General features: G+C 47.3%; 10 protein-coding genes and 1 pseudogene. 8 read left to right on the top strand and 3 right to left on the bottom strand.

Annotation, left to right across the window (positions count from 1 at the left end):
* Nucleotides 1–8: 8 nt before the first annotated feature.
* From PsAD5_RS13595 to PsAD5_RS28275, 3 genes and pseudogenes are all read left to right on the top strand, one after another.
* Nucleotides 9–566, top strand: coding sequence for a hypothetical protein (locus tag PsAD5_RS13595; protein ID WP_063292492.1), 558 nt, complete (start codon nucleotides 9–11; stop codon nucleotides 564–566).
* Between the two features lies 1 nt (nucleotide 567).
* A complete protein-coding gene (locus PsAD5_RS13600) occupies nucleotides 568–1,896 on the top strand; it encodes a hypothetical protein (protein WP_153040785.1) in 1,329 nt (442 codons plus the stop codon).
* Between the two features lie 1,768 nt (nucleotides 1,897–3,664).
* A pseudogene (locus tag PsAD5_RS28275) lies at nucleotides 3,665–3,919 on the top strand (transposase); the annotation flags it as partial.
* Between the two features lie 425 nt (nucleotides 3,920–4,344).
* Here PsAD5_RS28275 and torT read toward each other — a convergent pair.
* On the bottom strand, nucleotides 4,345–5,418 hold the full coding sequence (gene torT / locus PsAD5_RS13615; protein WP_084404475.1) for a TMAO reductase system periplasmic protein TorT: 1,074 nt from the start codon (nucleotides 5,416–5,418) through the stop codon (nucleotides 4,345–4,347).
* A 19-nt stretch (nucleotides 5,419–5,437) separates the two neighbouring features.
* Between torT and PsAD5_RS13620 the strand changes: the two genes are divergently transcribed.
* On the top strand, nucleotides 5,438–8,284 hold the full coding sequence (locus PsAD5_RS13620) for an ATP-binding protein (protein WP_063292495.1): 2,847 nt from the start codon (nucleotides 5,438–5,440) through the stop codon (nucleotides 8,282–8,284).
* 12 nt (nucleotides 8,285–8,296) lie between these two features.
* On the opposite strand, the gene PsAD5_RS13625 is transcribed toward PsAD5_RS13620, so the two are convergent.
* Nucleotides 8,297–9,010, bottom strand: a complete 714-nt coding sequence (locus PsAD5_RS13625) for a response regulator (RefSeq protein WP_063292496.1) — start codon at nucleotides 9,008–9,010, stop codon at nucleotides 8,297–8,299.
* Nucleotides 9,011–9,162: 152 nt separating this feature from the next.
* Between PsAD5_RS13625 and PsAD5_RS13630 the strand changes: the two genes are divergently transcribed.
* Nucleotides 9,163–11,823 (top strand): molybdopterin-dependent oxidoreductase, encoded by a 2,661-nt coding sequence (locus PsAD5_RS13630; protein ID WP_063292497.1) that lies wholly within the window; start codon nucleotides 9,163–9,165, stop codon nucleotides 11,821–11,823.
* A 531-nt stretch (nucleotides 11,824–12,354) separates the two neighbouring features.
* Here the strand turns inward: PsAD5_RS13630 and PsAD5_RS13635 are convergent.
* Entirely contained in the window at nucleotides 12,355–12,669 is a 315-nt protein-coding gene (locus PsAD5_RS13635; RefSeq protein WP_063292498.1) for a hypothetical protein, read from the bottom strand.
* A gap of 774 nt (nucleotides 12,670–13,443) precedes the next feature.
* On the opposite strand from PsAD5_RS13635, the gene PsAD5_RS13640 reads away from it, so the two are divergent.
* Genes PsAD5_RS13640 through PsAD5_RS27635 form a run of 3 tightly spaced genes read left to right on the top strand, consistent with a single transcriptional unit; the run spans nucleotide 13,444 to nucleotide 17,504 of the window.
* Nucleotides 13,444–14,607 carry a ferritin-like domain-containing protein gene (locus PsAD5_RS13640; protein WP_206599635.1) on the top strand — a complete coding sequence of 388 codons (1,164 nt, stop codon included), beginning with the start codon at nucleotides 13,444–13,446 and terminating at the stop codon, nucleotides 14,605–14,607.
* A gap of 12 nt (nucleotides 14,608–14,619) precedes the next feature.
* Entirely contained in the window at nucleotides 14,620–15,783 is a 1,164-nt protein-coding gene (locus PsAD5_RS27630; protein ID WP_084404474.1) for a hypothetical protein, read from the top strand.
* Nucleotides 15,783–17,504 (top strand): hypothetical protein, encoded by a 1,722-nt coding sequence (locus tag PsAD5_RS27635; protein ID WP_084405967.1) that lies wholly within the window; start codon nucleotides 15,783–15,785, stop codon nucleotides 17,502–17,504. Before PsAD5_RS27630 ends, PsAD5_RS27635 begins: the two co-directional genes overlap by 1 nt.
* The last annotated feature ends 2 nt before the right edge of the window (nucleotides 17,505–17,506 follow it).

The following is a 17,506-nucleotide window of genomic DNA, read 5'->3' on the forward strand; positions in this document are numbered from 1 at the left end:
GACCAGTCGTGGTGAGAATATTTTATGCATTGCTTATGTCTTTGCTTATTACTGGTCAGGCGCATGCTTACTCTTATGCTGCTGCTGGCAAGGAGCCTCTGATTGATGCGCGGGAAGCCATCTATAAAGCTGTGAACGCCGGGGACTTTGAAGCAGCGAAGTTAGCTGCCAACGAGATCTCAGAGAAACTTGCCTATTTGACGACTGATTATGACAGTGGGCTGTCTGAAGCATTTGAAAACGCCTTAGCCTCTCAAGATACAGCGACAATCGCAGTTGCTATCAATCGCGTTTTTGTTGCGGAGATTACCCGTCGTTTGCAAGCAGGTTCCGAAAACTTGAAAGACTATCAGACCGCTAAAGTTCTTGTTGTCAAATCAAAACGCTTCTTCGATGCCATGGCGGGGGAGTTACCAGGCAAGCGACGTCAAGCTGTAGATGAAAGCCTTCGCCAAGCACTTGAAGCCATTGGGAATCCTGGCGTGTTTGGAGTTGGTAAACGAGAGGCAGATCCTGCCGCTTACAATGCTGCTGTTGAGGACGTCTTAAAGGCGTTGGCAAACTAGTATGTTGCGACTTGGCTGGGGCGCAGCTCTCTTTTGCTACGTGACTTTGTCCATTTGGTTGCTCCGCCACACACCAAGCATCCCAAGTGATGACGCCTATTTCTTTGTTAATGGCACAGTTCGCTTCAGTGTACTTGAGTTCAGGCCACATTTTCCGGGGTATCCGGGATTTATAGTGCTGAGCAAACTGCTTGTTTTGATCGGCTTGAGTGCGAAGCAAGCAGTCTTCTACCTGAGCCTATTTTCTGCACTGTCTTTACCTCCTTTTGCAGCATGGACTACCCAAGCCTGGGGAGCATCTCATAGAGGTGTGCTGCTGGCCTTCTTCGCAGTTTTAACGCAGCCTTTCCTTCCGCTTGTCGCATTAAGTATGATGAGTGATGCAACAGGTATTGCATTCTTTCTTGCAGCCTTGGCTTTTATGGGTAGAGGCAAACACATCAGGGCAGGGTGCTTTGCAGGGTTTGCCCTAGCCTGCCGGCCATCTTTCATTGTTCCAGTTGCTCTGGCCTTAATCACTGAGTGGTATTTGAAAAAAGAGGCTCGCACAAAACTTTTTATCGCAAGTGCCAGCACGCTGCTCTTATTCTTCGGAGGGGTGTTCCTGCTAGAAGGCGAGGCTTACCTGATTGAAGCGCTGCGGTTCACCGAAGGTCATTTCACCGTCTGGGGTAACACGTCGTTTGAGCAAACCTTCGAACGTGAAGGCTGGTTGGATGCCTTTGAAAAAGAACCCATTGCTCTTGCAAGCTTGCTCTCTCTTCTCCTCATAGCTGCCCTTGCTTTCATAACCCGCCCCAAACTCACAGCCTTGCTGATAGCAGCAGCAGCTGCCGTACTCTGGACACTACTTGCCCAAAACCCCGAAAACCTCCGCCACGTGCTCCTACCTGCCATTTTGCTGGTGATTTGGTTGGTGAATTCGAACCTGAGCCCCATCACTCTTTCCCTGCTAGCTATTTCATTACTACAGCTTGGCTTATGGTCGCAATTTCTCTTTCAATCACCAACACTAGCCCCACTACAACGTGTTACAAATGACCTTCTTCTCCAACCTAGCGGTCTACTGGTGACAAATCATGGAGTATCTTTTTTGCAAGATCACTTGAAACAACATCAAGTTCTTGATGCCTACTTCATCGCCAGCACGGAAGCTCAAATATCGATTGCCCCGACACAACCGAACTGGCGATTGTTTTCTTTAAACTTGAAAGGAGAGCCTCCCGACATCAAAGGTTGCTATAGGACACGTATTTTGGGTGATAATGTTTATTGTCTTTTAATCGCCCAAGCGGAATATTTAAAGTTAAATAAAAATTATATTTACTAAGAAGTGTTGATTGAAGTGCACTTAAAGAAATAAGGTTTAAGTTGATAAACATTGATAATGTTAAGTATCAAGATGTGTACCGAGCAGTGGGTTGCTGATTTGATGTCTCTTTAGTTGTTGTGGAGCATTGATTTACGATATAAGTGTTTTATGAATACTAATTGTAGGATTGTAGAAATTACTGCGTTGAGAAGAAACATTTTTCGTGCTTGATATCATGCACTCACTTACATGTGCTGACACAGAACAGTAGACATTTAGTTTACAATTTATGAGGAGTTGAATGTTGTCTAGCTCATATCCTAAAAAAGAGCTACCAAGGTTGGTGCAATCTGTCAGGTTTTCAGATGAAGAGGCATGCCTACGCCTGAATGTTAGAAAACAAACAGTGAGTGTGGCAAGATCAGCAAAAAGCATTTACTTCGGGATAGCAAGCTTAAAAAGGGGCTGTAAGTTTTACCAAATGGTACAATTTATTGCGCAATACCGCATATATGAAGGCCGTGTTGGCTGTTTTGGCGAAGGTTCGTGATGGAGATGATCCATTAGTAAGTTGTGAAACACTGCAAACAACTCTAGCGGTAGATACTTTTTGGATATGGATATGAGCAAACATGGGTCACTTCATAACAAGCCCAAAGGAAGAAAGACGTTGAACGCTTCATCAATTGGTGTATTTGCGACTGAGGCAAATAAAACTCACTCTATTGGGCGGTAGGAAGGCACCATTCGTTGAGTATATTTCTTCAACAAGTTTAATAAATTATAGTGATCCTATCGAAGGCATTCAACTTGGCTGAGGTGTAAAGATTATGGCTGAGCACAATAATCCTGTTTAATAGGCCAAACGCTATAGAGAAAATAATAAGAAGAGTTTCCTATCAGAAGATATGTAAAATCTGATGCAAAGCATTGAATTTGCCGAGACCGATGGTTTGCCTTGGATCATAAAGGCCAGGAAAGAAACCAGTGAGAACTTGTACAAATGTGTTTCAAAGCGGAAGGCCTTTTAGTCCGATATTATACATAATCGGGGGCGTCCTTCACGAGAGGTTAGCTCCTGTTAAATAGCAGTATATTGCTACAAGGATGGGAGAGAACCATGGAATACTATGCTGGTTTAGATGTGTCTTTGCGGTCTATTTCGATCTGTGTGATTGACGGCGAAGGTAACATTGTATTTTAATGCCAGGTTGGCTGTGTGGTTAATATCATTGCTAGCTGTTTGGCAAAAGCATGGCTTCCGATCACTTGTATTGGCTTTTGAAGCGGGAACAATAAGCCAACCATTGTTCTATGGCCTACAAGAATGATGCGCGCGGCATAGCGCAAGTCTTGCGCTCTGGCTGGTATAACCCAGTGCATATGAAGAGCTGTTGCTCGCATGCAATGCGCACGCCCATAGTAGTCGCAAGGTATGCTTGCGTAAATGCGTAGATCTGGCAAATGAGGTACGCGGGCACCTAAAGGCTTATGGCCTATGCCTACCGGAACAGGTTAAATACCCACGCTTTGATGCAACAGTCCGACCGTTTATCGAAGCCAATCCAGATTTGAGCCTGGCTCAGGTTCCGCTGCTGGACGCGCGGTTTGCTTTACTGCAAACGTATCAAGAGTTAGATAAGCGCGTTAAACACGCTGCACACACCAACTCAGTTTGCTTGGACTGCTGGAAATCTAGGGAGACGGCCCAATGACCGCGCTGGCATTTGTCGCTGCGTTAGATGACCCAGCGCGGTTAAGGAGTTCGTGAACGGTTGCTTCCCATTTCGGCTTAACGCCAAGGCGGATTCAGTCAGGAGAAATCGATAACCGTGGTCAGATCTCCAAATCAGGGGACATGGGGGTCCGCTCTGCCATTTATACTGCTGCCGATGCGATGCTAACCTGCTGTACCGGCGGATCCAGCATCATGAGCTGCGGGATGCGTTTGATGCGTACCAAGGGGCGGCGTCGTGCAGTCGTGGCCGTTACTCGGAAACTGGCAGTTGTGGTGCGCCGTATGTGGGGTGATGATACTTAGTTCTGTCGTGATGGCTTGGAGGTTGCATCATGATTTAGTCGCACTTCAAAATCACGATGGGATCGTCCTCTCTGGACGAGGTTTGTAGATAAAGCCGAAAATGGCTGCTGCACCATAAAAGCGCATCCATTAGCGTAGCTCTCGACAACCATTCTGGCATATGCATGCAGCCGCTCAAAATTAAGGACGACCCAGACTGTGAAGAGAAACGTGACCCGGAGATGGATATGATCTGAATGAAATGGAAAAAGAGCTTGACCTCAGCGCCCGATTAGAGAAGCGGCTATTCCTAGAGGTTCGTGCTTACGAATTACGCGACTCTGACAGTACCTTTGTTGTGCAAACTGAAAACAGTGCGTGTCTCATTAATCACCTATTACGACATCACAATGTTGCGATCACCAATCAGTTTATGCATCAATTGCCTACCTAAAAGCTTCCGAAACAATGGCCCACTTGTCTGCTGGAAGCGTTTTGGGTGTCGTAATTTGAATTGTTGGGCCTACTTGCTTGTTTTTTAGAGAGCCAGTCAGCAATTTTGTTGCTTGGTCGGCGGCGAGCCAGCCTTGGAGGACGGGGAAGTCTACGACTGATGCGGCGATTTTGCCTGAGCGGAGGCCGCGTTTTACTGCGTGAGAGTAATAGGTTGCGTAGATCTTTGGCTTTGATGCACAGGGGATGAGATTGATGAGGGACATGGCAGCTTCTGCGGCAGGGGCGCTTCCAACCAGGATGTCGTTGGGGCCGCACTCAGCAACAGCAGCTTCTACCTGCTGGAACTGATTGTGGTAGTCGCTGTCTGCCTCAAAGTTCTTGATGACGGTGATGCGATCAGACTTCAAGCCTTCTCTAAGGCCTCTTTCTAAAATTGGAGCCCAACCAGAAGATGAGGGGCCTGACACCATTCTGACCGTAAACTGACGGTCTGGTTCTTTGGGCAAGTCGCTGACGATCTTCTCTCCCAGCATCTGCCCCATACGCTCCCAGGAGACAGCTATTTTTGCACTCAAATCAGGAGAGGCAAGGTCATTCACAAGAGCGATAACCGGTACTTGCTGCGTAGCCTTTGAAACAGCTTTAAGTAGTTTAGGCGCATTTGCGCTGACAGCACCAATTACGATTGCATCGTGTCCTTTGGAAACACAGGTGCGGATTTGTTCTACCTGACGGTCTAGATTTAGGTAGCCACCTGCTTCATGCCAATCAAAGCTCAGCTGTAGTTGCTTTGCCTTCTCCTGAAATCCAGAGTGAACGCTTATCCAGTATTCATCTTTCATATGAGGGACGAGAACGCAAACGGAGAAGCCTTTTCCAGAAGCCTTGGAGGGAGTGTATGTAGCCGATTGAGCAGGGCTTGAAAAATCAAATGGTATTTTGTGGGCTTCAATAGGTAAATCAAAGTCCTGTGCTGTACTTTGGCCTACAAATGAGAGGAGGCACAGCAATAGTGTTGCAGTCGCGATGATGCACTGGCCAAATTGAGTTACTGGAAACTTCATTGAATATCAGGAGCCTAAGGTGAGATTTGATAGACAGATTAAGCTGATCTTCTCAACACTTGCAGGCCTCTCCCTTCTTACCGCCATTCTGGCTTTTGGAAGTGTACTGTATCTGAGCCAAACCTATCAGGCGTTGATGCAAAGCAATATTCGTCTGACCACGGCGAGTGGCGCTTTGGGGCGTTCATCAGAAACAGTGGCCCAACTGTCTCGCGATTTTTCTCTTGCTCGACATGAAGGTGAGATTATTCGCCTTGGCGGTGAGCTTGAAAGTGAAGTTGTTACCATACAGCAAGATTTGGCTTCGGTTTCCGTTCTGGAGGCGACGAAGTTCAATACAACGGTTGTTCGTGATAACGCACTAGCTCTTGTTACAGAAACACAAAACCTTCTTGGATTGTCCCGCCAAATCAAAGCATTCGATGTCCGGTTACAAAACTTGAGCCGGGAAGGCCTTGAGGCGCTGTCTGAACTGACGGTCATTGGTGATAATCTGGTTTCCAACGCGCGAGTGGGTGTTTCGATCGACATTACGTCTCTTTACGACCAGCAAAGTCAGGAAAAAAAAGAACAGAAACTTGATAAGCTGGTTGATGAAGATTTCTTTCTTTTGGAACGAATGATCGAATTCAGACAGGCCGCAATCACGCTTCAGAGCCTTTTGCAGACCGTACGCTTTTCCCTTGTTAAGGAGGAGCGCGAACAATTCCTGAGAGACGCAACTGCACAATTGAAGCGACTTGAAGGGCGCGCCTTGCTCATTCGCGGTCCGGATTGGGCCGATCAGGTTGAGCGACGATTGAGTGAACTCAATGAAATTTTCTCTCCCTCTGAACTTACAGAGATTCTGATGGGTGAGATCGATTTGCGGCAAAAGGCGCTCAATACAAGTAGAAGCGTGAGCATCAGGTCTCAGGAGCTATCCCGCAGTTTGGGATCACTGATTGTTCTCAATCAGGAATACGCAGAAAGCCAACAAAAGAGCCTGAGCTATAAGGTGGAATGGATCCTGATTGGTTTTTCGGGCCTTGTGCTGATTGTGCTTGGCATCGCAGCTTCCATATTCATTTTTGCCAATAGAAGAATTGTTGCTCGTTTGCGATCCATCGCTTCTGGAATTGTTGCACTTGCGAGAGATGATTTCACGCAGGCGATTCACAGAACCTCCCGAGATGATCTTGGGGGACTGGAGCGTGCGGTGGAAATTCTCTACGGCAAGGTACGTCATAACCATCAGTTGAAGTTAGACCTGCAAACGAGCAAACGAGAGCTGGAAGACAAAGTTGAAGAACGCACCCAGCAGTACTTAGAGGAAGCTCGACAAAGTGATGAAGCCCGGGCGCAGGCGGAGCAGGCAACACGGTCTAAATCTGAATTTCTTGCAGTGATGAGCCATGAGATCCGAACACCGCTGAATGGTGTGATTGGCATGCTCCGCCTTATCGAACATGACGTATCTGATCCAATCAAAGGTCGCATGACTATCGCACGAAAATCTGCGCAAGATCTTCTGGCGATTGCTAATGATCTTCTGAACTACGAGCGATACCGAGAAGAGCGCGTTGATATCAACAAACTACACTTTTCACTGGATGACTTTATTGCGCAGGTGGCTGATCTGGCAAAAACGGATGCGATAGAGAAAGGCCTGCACCTAGATATCAAAATCTCTCCGCTCGTCCCACGCGTTGTCTTTGGGGATGCATCCAAGTTGAGGCAGATATTGATTAACCTGCTTTCCAATGCAGTCAAATACACTGAGTCTGGCCGGATTTTTTGGGAGATAGATCAACGACCCGGTGAAGAAGAAGGCACATTCCTACTCATCTTCTCAATTACAGATACTGGCATCGGCATTGCAGCAGACCAATTGGAGCACATCTTCGATGTTTATGAGCATAAACCAAACAGCTACGGCAATAAACGCTTCAGCGCAGGGTTAGGGCTCACAGTTTGCCGCCGTTTAACCGAAGCGCTTTCGGGTATTCTGACCGTTGAAAGCGAACCTGAAGTCGGGTCTTGTTTTAAACTGATCGTGCCTGTTGAAGAGGGAACACTTTCAGAAATTGCCAGTGATCAGGAGAATGAGATTGAGCAAAATTTGGGGCTGAGCGTGCTGGTCGTGGAAGACCACTCTGTCAGTCGCATGGTTGCTCGTGGCTATCTGGAAAAGATGGGATGTGAAGTCACCGAAGCGCAAGATGGAGCTGCAGCTTTGAAGGCTTATGAGGAAAAGCAGTTTGATGCTGTGCTGCTAGATCTGGACCTGCCTGATATCACTGGTGTTGAAACCGCCCGCAGAATGCATGAGCTTACAAGCGCCAATCAAAAACTCCCTCGATTGATTGCGGTTACGGCTCACAAACTCAGAGATATGAGTGCTCTGGAAGCAGCAAACATCACGCAGTTTGTGCAAAAACCGATATCTCCGAGCAATCTTGTCGCGGCTCTTCAAAACGTCAGTTCAGATAAACTGCTCTCAGAAGATATTGGTGACGCGGCTCCTTCTATCGATGCCGTGAAAACCGGTCTGATTGAGGACATTCGATACATAGGCGAGGACAATGTTATGGCCATTCTTGCCGACTTCTTCGCGAAGACACCCCAGGATGTTGAAGAGCTAAAGCAGGCTTTCGCAGCTGGTGACATGAAGAAGTTAGCGCATCTCGCTCACCGCTTGAAAGGAGCTGTCTCCAACTTCAATCTTACTCGAAGCGTGCAATTACTTGGAGATCTTGAAGTGATGGCCGGAGATCTACCCGCCGATCAAATCAAGCTTACTCCGGTATTGTCAATGCTGGATGAGGAGCTGAGCCATTTACAGGAGACGGCTTTACATCTCGGACTTAAACCCTTTGAAGACTGATCTTCTGATTGCTTATGGATCATCCCCGATGAACAAGTAACCCTCTCCATGAACGGTAATAATATGCTCTGGGTGAGGTGGATCTTGTTCTATTTTACGCCTCAAGCGGCCAACAAGCACATCAACGATACGAGTGTCAGACACGAATTGTCGATGCGTCACGGATTGGAGGAGACGTGACCGGGAGAGGACTTGCCCGGAATGCTGAGTGAAGGCATTTAACAGCTCAAACTCACCGCGTGTCAGAACAACAGCTGTTCCATCTTCCTGTACAATCCGCCGGCGTTTGGGATCAAAAGTCCAGCTACCAAACATCGTACATGGCTCAAGTTGCTGTGCCTGTGTTTTGCGATGCAGCCCCACACGATAAAGCAGCACTTTCACTCTGGCCAACAACTCGCGTGCATCAAATGGCTTGGTTACATAATCATCCGCGCCCATCTCAAGTCCGATAATCCGATCGACCTGATCGCTGCGGCTTGTCAGCAAAATTATCGCGATATCAGATTGAGCGCGTTGCTCCCGCGTAATCTGCAAGCCATCTTTTCCATCAAGATTGATATCAACAAGCAGCAAGTCTGGATTGTCTCGTTCGATAATCCTTTCCATCTGATCAGCGTCTTCTGCTTCGCTTACAGTGTACCGCTGCTGACGTAACAACGCGCCCAGGCGCTTGCGGGTCACCAAATCATCTTCAACAATCACGATATGAAAAGTGTCACTCATGAGAGGACTTTACCGAACTCATCCTGATTACGATAGGCGGATTTACATTCTGTTACAAAAACGAACCATCCATTCATGAGCTGCGTGGGACCTGTTCAATCAAATTTGCGATGCTTTTGAAAACACAGTCATTCAAATCGTAGGGAAGAAAAATGACTACTTTCAACGTCAGTCGCCGGTCAGTTCTCAAAGGTGGTTCTGCTCTGTTTGCATCAAGCTTGCTCAGCAGTTCCGCATTGGCTTCAATCGACCCAAATTCTCACAGCCGCCGCGTGTTCCATGCAACGCACTACGGTCCATTCGAGGCCATTGTAAGAGATGGCAAGATCTCTGGCATGGCGCCAATGATCGAACTGGATGCTCGTCCCACTGAAATGCTGACTTACGGCGTGATTGACCGGACTTACGACAAGACTCGTGTTCTTTATCCAATGGTCCGCAAATCCTATCTGGAGGGTTGGGAGACTGGCGAAATCAAACCAGAGTTGCGTGGTAAGGAAGAATTTGTCCGGGTTGATTGGGACACGGCGCTCCGTCTCACATCCAAAGCCATTCTTGACACCATTGAGCACTATGGCAACGAAGGTATCTTCTCTTCGTCTTACGGCGGTTGGTCTCATGCGGGCGTGATGCGTCCAAACGTATTACAAGGTCGCTTCTTTAATCTGTTCGGTGGTTGTTCCATGACTGCAGGCGATTACTCCGGCGGAGCCTCTCAGATCAGCCTACCTCATGTTATTGGCGACATGGAAGTGTATTCCGCACAAACTTCCTGGGAAGTCATCCGGGATGAAACCGAGATCTTCCTGCTTGTTGGCTGTGATCCGATTAAAAACAACCGTGTTGAATTCCGCGTTGCTGACCATGGCATGTATGCACATTGGGAAGAAATTCGCGACAACGGTGTGAAGTTCATCTCCATCAACCCGCAGCGTACTGCATCTGATGAATTCTTCGATGCGGAATGGCTCAAGATCATTCCAAACACAGATGTCGCCTTGTTCAACGCCATGTCTTACCACGTGGTGAAAAAGGATCTGCACGACAAAGCCTATCTTGCAAAATATGCAGAAGGCTCAGACAAGTTCATCCACTACCTGATGGGTACGGATGATGGTGTCGAAAAGTCACCTGAATGGGCTTCCGAGATCACAGGCATTTCTGCTGATAAAATCAGAGAGCTTGCAGAACTCTTCGCTTCCAAGAAAGTCGAAATTGCCGGTGCATGGTCACTCCAGCGTGCTCACCATGGTGAAATGACACACTGGGCGATCATTAACTTTGCAGCACTGACTGGCAAAATCGGTAAGCCAGGCCAAGGCGTAGGTTTCTCCTGGCATTACGGCAATGGCGGTATGCCAACCTCTGGTAAATCGACACCATCCGGCTTGGCTCAAGGCCGCAATCTGGTCAGCGCAATTTGCCCGGCATCTCGTATTTCTGAAATGCTGAAGAACCCAGGCAAGGAGTTCACGCACAACGGTTCTGTGCGCACGTTCCCAACTGTTAAGATGATCTATAACGCTGGTAACAACTTCATGTCTCACCAGCAGGATACAAACGAACTGATCAATGCACTTCAAACAGTGAATACGGTTGTTTGTCAGGATCCATGGTGGTGCGCATCCACACGTTGGTCAGACATTGTGTTGCCTGCATCTACGTCTCTTGAGCGTGATGACATCACATCCGGCGGCACTTATTCAAATGACCGCGTTTACGCCATGAAAAAGGTGATTGAGCCACTTGGGGAGAGCCTGAGCGATTACGAGATCTTCGCCCGCCTCGCTGAGAACTTTGTGCTCGACACTCAGTTTACTGAGAGCCTTGAATACATGGATCACATCAAAGCGGCCTACGCACGCAGTTCTGCGACCGAGAGCTTTGAAGAGTTCTGGGAAAAAGGCTATGCACGGATGGATGTCCCTGTAGAAGCTCGCAAATGGGTTCGTCATGGCGATTTTTATGAGGATCCAGAAGGACATCCACTGCACACGACGTCTGGCAAGGTAGAAATGTTCTGTAAGAGCATTGCTGAAATGGAGCTGGATGACTGCCCTGGCATGCCTGTGTGGATGGAACCTGCAGAGTATCTTGGCAACGCCAAGGAAGGCCAGCTGCATGTAGTGAGCCCGCACCCATGGTATCGCTTGCACTCACAGATGGGCAACTCCGAGCGCCTGCGTGAACTTTACATGGTGCAAGGCCGCGAACCTGTCCGCATTAGCGCTAAGGATGCAGAGGAACGCGGTATTGCTGATGGTGACTTGGTAGAGCTTTACAATGATCGCGGAACCGTGATCGCTGGCGCGGTGGTTTCCGATGAAATTATGCCGGGTGTTGTCTCAATCTATGAAGGTGGCTGGCCGCAAGTCGATTCCAAAGGTCGTTGTAACTCTGGATTGATCAACTTTGTAACCTCGTCCCGGCGCTCAAGTGGTCTCAGTCAGGCAACCACAGCAAACACCTGTCTGGTATCCTTGCGCAAATGTGAAGATCCTGAAGGTCCAAATCGTGCCTATGAACCACCTGCAATTCTAGAGGACATGACTTTCTCCGCGGTAACAGAAGAAGCAGTGAATTCTGATCGCATCGATGGTCTTGTGGAAGCTCTTTACGCAGACATGAGTGAAGGTGAAAAACTCTTCTATCAACGCTGCACCGTGTGCCACGGCCCTCGTGACCCATCCCAATTCACACAGCTCCAGTGGAAAGGCATCACCCAATCCATGTTCCCACGCGCAGGACTAGAAGACACAGAAAAAGCCCAAGTCCTAGACTTCCTCCTCAAAAATGCAAAGGATGCTAGTTAATCTGTCGAGGGCATCTAGAAACGAAGGGGCAGGGTTTCTCTGGCCTTTTTAGTAAACGTAATAAATTTCCAGCAAAGTGGAGGTTTATTACGTTTAGGGAAGCAAGCTTGTCTATGTAGATGAGGAAAGCCTCAATTTTTCTAGCAGTACATGCAGATATGTGAACAGATCTGAAAAATAACAAAAACGCAGCGAAAGTCATTGCAAGACTGATCCCCTTTGTGAATTTGATTGATGCGTTGCCCTAATTGATTTGCACGGTGTTGTTGCGCAATTCAAAACCTGCTCATAGTGATTTAATCCCCGCATAATTAGGTGTAATGAAATACGCCTGAACGCTGGTCGCTGTATGTAATCATCTTATTAATAATGAAAGTGTCGATTTCTGCCATTACTTTCTGACTATTTATTTTAAGTGATCTGAATTTGTTGCCAATCACCTGCTTAAAGCGCCCTGTCAGGGGGACTGTCTATGCCTTTGAGCATACTCAGTCGACTTATGCCATCTTATTTTACTACGTCTTTCGATGATCAGGATATCCGGTAGTGTATTGCGTCGGTGACAATCTCTGGGTTAAGTACTACCGTTTTGGGCGTTAGCATATTGACCTGAAATCTGGCAAAGCGATCTTTCAGTTCTTGTCTGATAGAAGCGCCATCGTAGGCTCTATCACCTAGAAACTTCGCGAGTGGACCTTCAATCTGATCCCGCAATATTTTCAGTTCGTCAACACTGTCTTTGGTTAATTCAGTGCTCACAATCTCGCTCGTGTTAAGCTTTAGACTAAAATAGAACTCTCGTAATTTTTGCGCTTCACCTTGTTGCCATGTTTGGTTTCCTGTCATTTTCCAGCGCCAAAGATCTTCAAACCGGAGTTGGCGACCACGAGGTGGATCGGTTTGGCATTGAGGGGCTGACGTTGTTGTGTTGGCTATAGAGTATCTGTTTGGTGCGATTGCGTTGATAATTCAGGAACGATCAGTTCCAATTCCATCAAGCAAAGTAGAGAGTGCCAAAATTCCTGGATCAGGCTAAATGTGAGCTTGAACGCTGGCTTCATCTGCAAATAGATTTGAGCCGCAAAGCTAGAAAACTTGATAGGGTGATCACAGCGTTTGCTAGGTGCAACAAGCTAGAAACTGGCAATTTCACCATCAACTTAAACTGTCATATCACCACGTGGGTGCAGTTTGTCGTAACACTCTGGCCAGTTGATTACCCGATGCACTGCTTTAGTAAACTTATCACGCCGTGCGGAGTTAGGTTTGAATAGCATAAAAAGTAACAGATCTGAAAATAGTACCGAACCATACACATCAAAGTTGGGTATTATGCAACAACATCATTAATTAAAGTAATATTATAATTAATGTGGAAATTAAAGATGAATTATTTGAAGTTAATAAAATATAAAACTGTGATAACTGCCACGTTCCAATTGCATGATTGATTTATATTTTTGAAGTCACGTATTTTGCAAGCACAATTTCCGGCCACGTGAAGAGAATGCACCCAGCTTAAGGAAATTTGCTTTACTTGAGGATTGCTGGTCAACCTCAAGAAGGAAAGGTGCGGCTTTTCTCGTATGCATTACTTTTGCTATCAGAGGGAGGCCTCTTGTGGATCAACAACTGCTTTCAGTTCCACCGCAAGATCGAGACTTGGAATGGATTAAAGCTTCGCTGCAGTCAGCCGTTGCTTTGGAGCATGCAACATTGCCGCTTTATCTGGCGGCGATGTTTTCCTTAGAGGTTCAAAACTACACAACTTACAACCTGATCCGTTCCGTCGTGATGGAAGAGATGGTTCATATGGCCATCGGATGCAATATATTGGCAGCACTTGGAGAAAAGCCTTCAGTAAAGAAGTTGGATCCTCTTTCTCCGTCTGAGGGACTGCCTGGTGGGGTGGAACCCGATCTTCCAGTCGTTTTTGCACAGCTAAGTAAGAACCAGTTGCGGAATTTCTTACGACTTGAGACGCCGATCAGTCTGTTAGCTACAAAATATAGAGACGAGAAGTACCCTTCCATTGGTGCATTCTATTCAAAAATAAAAGCTGCAATCTCGGCGAATAAAGGTGAGATTAATGCCACCGCGAAAAAAGTCCTCTCAGCTCCGGCCAATACCTATCCAAACCAGGTTGGAGACAACATTGGTTTCACTGTCTTTTCCATTGAAGACAAGCGATCACCTGTTCAGCAGTTCCTTGATGGCATTGATGAGATCATCGAACAAGGTGAGGGAAGTAATGCTCAGGACCTTTATGCGCAGAACTTTGACGGAGAGGGGAGCCATTATGCGCGTTTTGCTGAGATCTACTACGGTGCACAACTTCTCGTTCCAACACCCAAGCCCAAACTCACACCTGAGACAGAAACAGAGTTTTTCAAGGGTCACCAAATACCCTGGCCAAACGTGACCAATGTGCTCGTGGTTCCTCGTGATGGTTATAAGAAACTACTCGAACTTGATCCAGAGGGAGCATCGGTCAAATCCAACCTCTGTGCGTTTGATGACAAATACACTGAGATCATGACTGATCTGGATCTGATGTGGAATGGTCCAGCAGACAAGTCCTGGCCAACATTTGGCAAAGCTGTTGCTGCGATGACAGATTTACGTGTGCTTTCCTGCTTCAACATCATGCGCTCTCAGATTCCTGCAAACCTGATTGCCCGACTGTCAGAGCTGTACGGTGATGAAGCCAAAATCATGGCACGCTACACAGATTTGTCTGCTCCGGTTTTCTACGGTCCCCGTTTTATAAATCAAAACGCTTAGAGAGGCTTTGCTATGAAAAACCGTTATACGGATGCTAAAAGTGTAGCTTGCACAAGCCCGGGAGCTTTGCCTCCACTTCCCGTTATTGACTGGTCGAAAGTGGGGCAAAGCGCTCCTACCAACGTGGATATTGGCAATCCTGACAAGAATTCACCACTGCCTAAAGTCGATATCGTTGTGATGACCTGGACAGACACTGAGTGGAACGCGCTGGATCATGTATTCGTGTCCTCTGATAAGGAGGCCTACGTCTCATCAGATGAGTTCCGAAAAGGGTGGTTCCTAAGATCCAATGATGAGTACGTGAAGGGAGCTTACAATCTCTGGGGGTTCTATCGGGTCGTATCTATCCGAAATGCTGCAGGAGCAGACTTGAAGGTACTGCTTTGGAAGTCAGATGCGCACCTGTCGCATCCTCCTTTTGCAGATGGGTTGATTGCAATGGTGCATTTTGTACTGAAAGAAGCATCCCCTCAACGGCTTTATTCAATTGGCACCGCTGGCGGAGCGACCATAAGCGAAAAGCTCGGCGATGCGGCGATTACAAATACAGGCAAAATCAAGCTGAAATTGTCTGAAAATACTGGTTCCGGATTGAATGACAAAACAGTTGCCTGCACCAACTGGTATCCGGACCTTTCAATGAACTCAATCATTGAAAAGAAACTGCTCTTCAAGCTGAGTTCTGTCGTGACACAGCCTTATCTTGAATACCTTCTGTGTCAGGCAATTTACGATTCAGACAAAGGCAATCCAGACTGGGCAGGACAGTTTACCGTTGCCGATATGATGAACGCAGCTCTTGAAGAACTGGGGGCACCTAAAGGTCTCGACAAGAAGGGGATTCCGCTCCTCACAACAGACTATTACTTCATCTCAGATGGAGACGATACCGCGCAGTACAGTGCGCTGGAGATGGATGACGCTGTGGTTGGCTATGCTGCCGGGGAGTATCATGTCGATTATGTGTTTGTTCGCAATATGTCTGACACCGTAATTCCAACACAAACGCCTGCAGGTAAAGCAATTCCGCAAGAGCTGCGCGAGAATTGGTCCAGCGAAATCTATGAGCATTACGGCTTCTACACTTCCATGAATGGTGCTCTGCTCACTTGGGGAACCATTGCAGCTGATAGTGATTTGAAGGGGCAAACAGCCACTGGAAAGGGCACGTGATGACCAGTTCTTATACGCCACCGCGGCAAACCAGTCCGCGCCAGCCAAAGAACCCGATGGAGATAGAGCTGGTCTTTAATGTTCGCCCGTGCGGCACCTGTTCATTCTTTTGGCCTCCAAATCCCAAGGATCAGGTTTACGGTCCTTATCCAACCTATGACTTTTTGTCGGACTTTCCTAAAACAGCGGATCCATCCGGAACACCCGAGATGTATCCCTGGGTGAAAGGGGTCACGCGAAACTCCGGCTTTCCAAATGGTGAGATTATGGATGGATGCCGAAAGGCTCCCATCATGACGTTAGGGATCAACCCGAACCTGACTGCGTTTAGTCCGGGCATTACTGGAACGTCCTGGGCCTATCCCGACTTTACCAGTGAAGATGGAACCGATGGCTATGACAAGTATGCCTACTACTATCGCTACCGTAATGTGTATCAGGAACGATTTGCCTTTGAAGAGGCCAAGAAATATCTGATTGCAGGAAGCTCCGTTACCCCGACAGCAGACACAACCGTTACAGCTGATCAGATTATCGCAGCTGAAGATGGCATAATTAAATCTGCTGAGAGAGACCATGCAGGCTCTCCTTACGACGTGATCATTGAATATGAAAGCGGTGCGGAAATTACGCTTACATTAGAGCGTCCTACCGGAACGCCGCGTTATGTGCTTCTCTTCAATCATGATAGTCCGGACAACAAGTTCGAAAAGGGCGACATTGTCATCTCCAAGATGCAAATGCCTGCCGGTGTTAATCTAGAAGTTTATCAAGAACTCCAGACATATTACGAACAGTTCGTTCCAAGCCTGAATGAGTTCTCTGACTATCTGCGAGCGGAGGGCCATAAGAATGCTGATCTCAAGATCGGTGAGGATGTCTGTCAACTAGATATGGTGGCTTGCGCATCCCCCCATTGGAAACCTGCCTTCTTGGGCGGCACAGAAAAGAGCGAAGATACAATCATCTCCAACTGCGTAACCAAAAACGCATGGGCCTTAAAGCAGTTGGTTATGACAAATCCAGCTGTTTTATTTCTGGTTGGTGAAAGTTCCTGGGACATGTTCCGAGATGCTTTTAAGGAACACATCAAACGTTCACCAGAGTTACCGACAGATCCTTATGATAATGCATTTACTCTGTTTTATCTCACGACTGAGAATGACAATCCGACAATGTTTGAGTTCTCTACTGAGATCGACGGGGAACTTTATGCCATCAATACGCGGATCGTTGTAACACCACATTTTTCTTATGATACGAATTTTTTACCTCAGTTCAGACTCAGCCCTGACTGGCTTTCTGAACTGAAAGATAAGTCTCCTGAATCTGTGCATTATCTTGAGACCAATCCGGAGATTACATATGTACCCGGTAATGGTGATGGGTATGATGCCTTCCAGTTCTCTGCAGAAAATGCACCACAGGTACTGAAGGCAATAAAATCCCAATGGCCTGAAGTGTGGCCTGATCTAGAAAAGTGCTTTTACGATGCTCATGCCACCATGGCCGATGTGCTCGGATTTATGTACCGAGAAGGCAAGTTGACGTGGGATGATAAACGAGACTACCTGTCTCGGTCAGCAGGCCCATGTCAGTTCTGTGTCAATGAACATTGGAAGTTTCCTCTCGGTTGCCCCTATGGCAAACCAGAGGAAAAGCCACTCCCAATCGGCTTTCTAAATCAGGTGACAGACCAGATCCTGTCGGAAGGAGCGTGATC

The organism is Pseudovibrio sp. Ad5, from assembly GCF_001623095.1.
Taxonomy (GTDB): domain Bacteria; phylum Pseudomonadota; class Alphaproteobacteria; order Rhizobiales; family Stappiaceae; genus Pseudovibrio.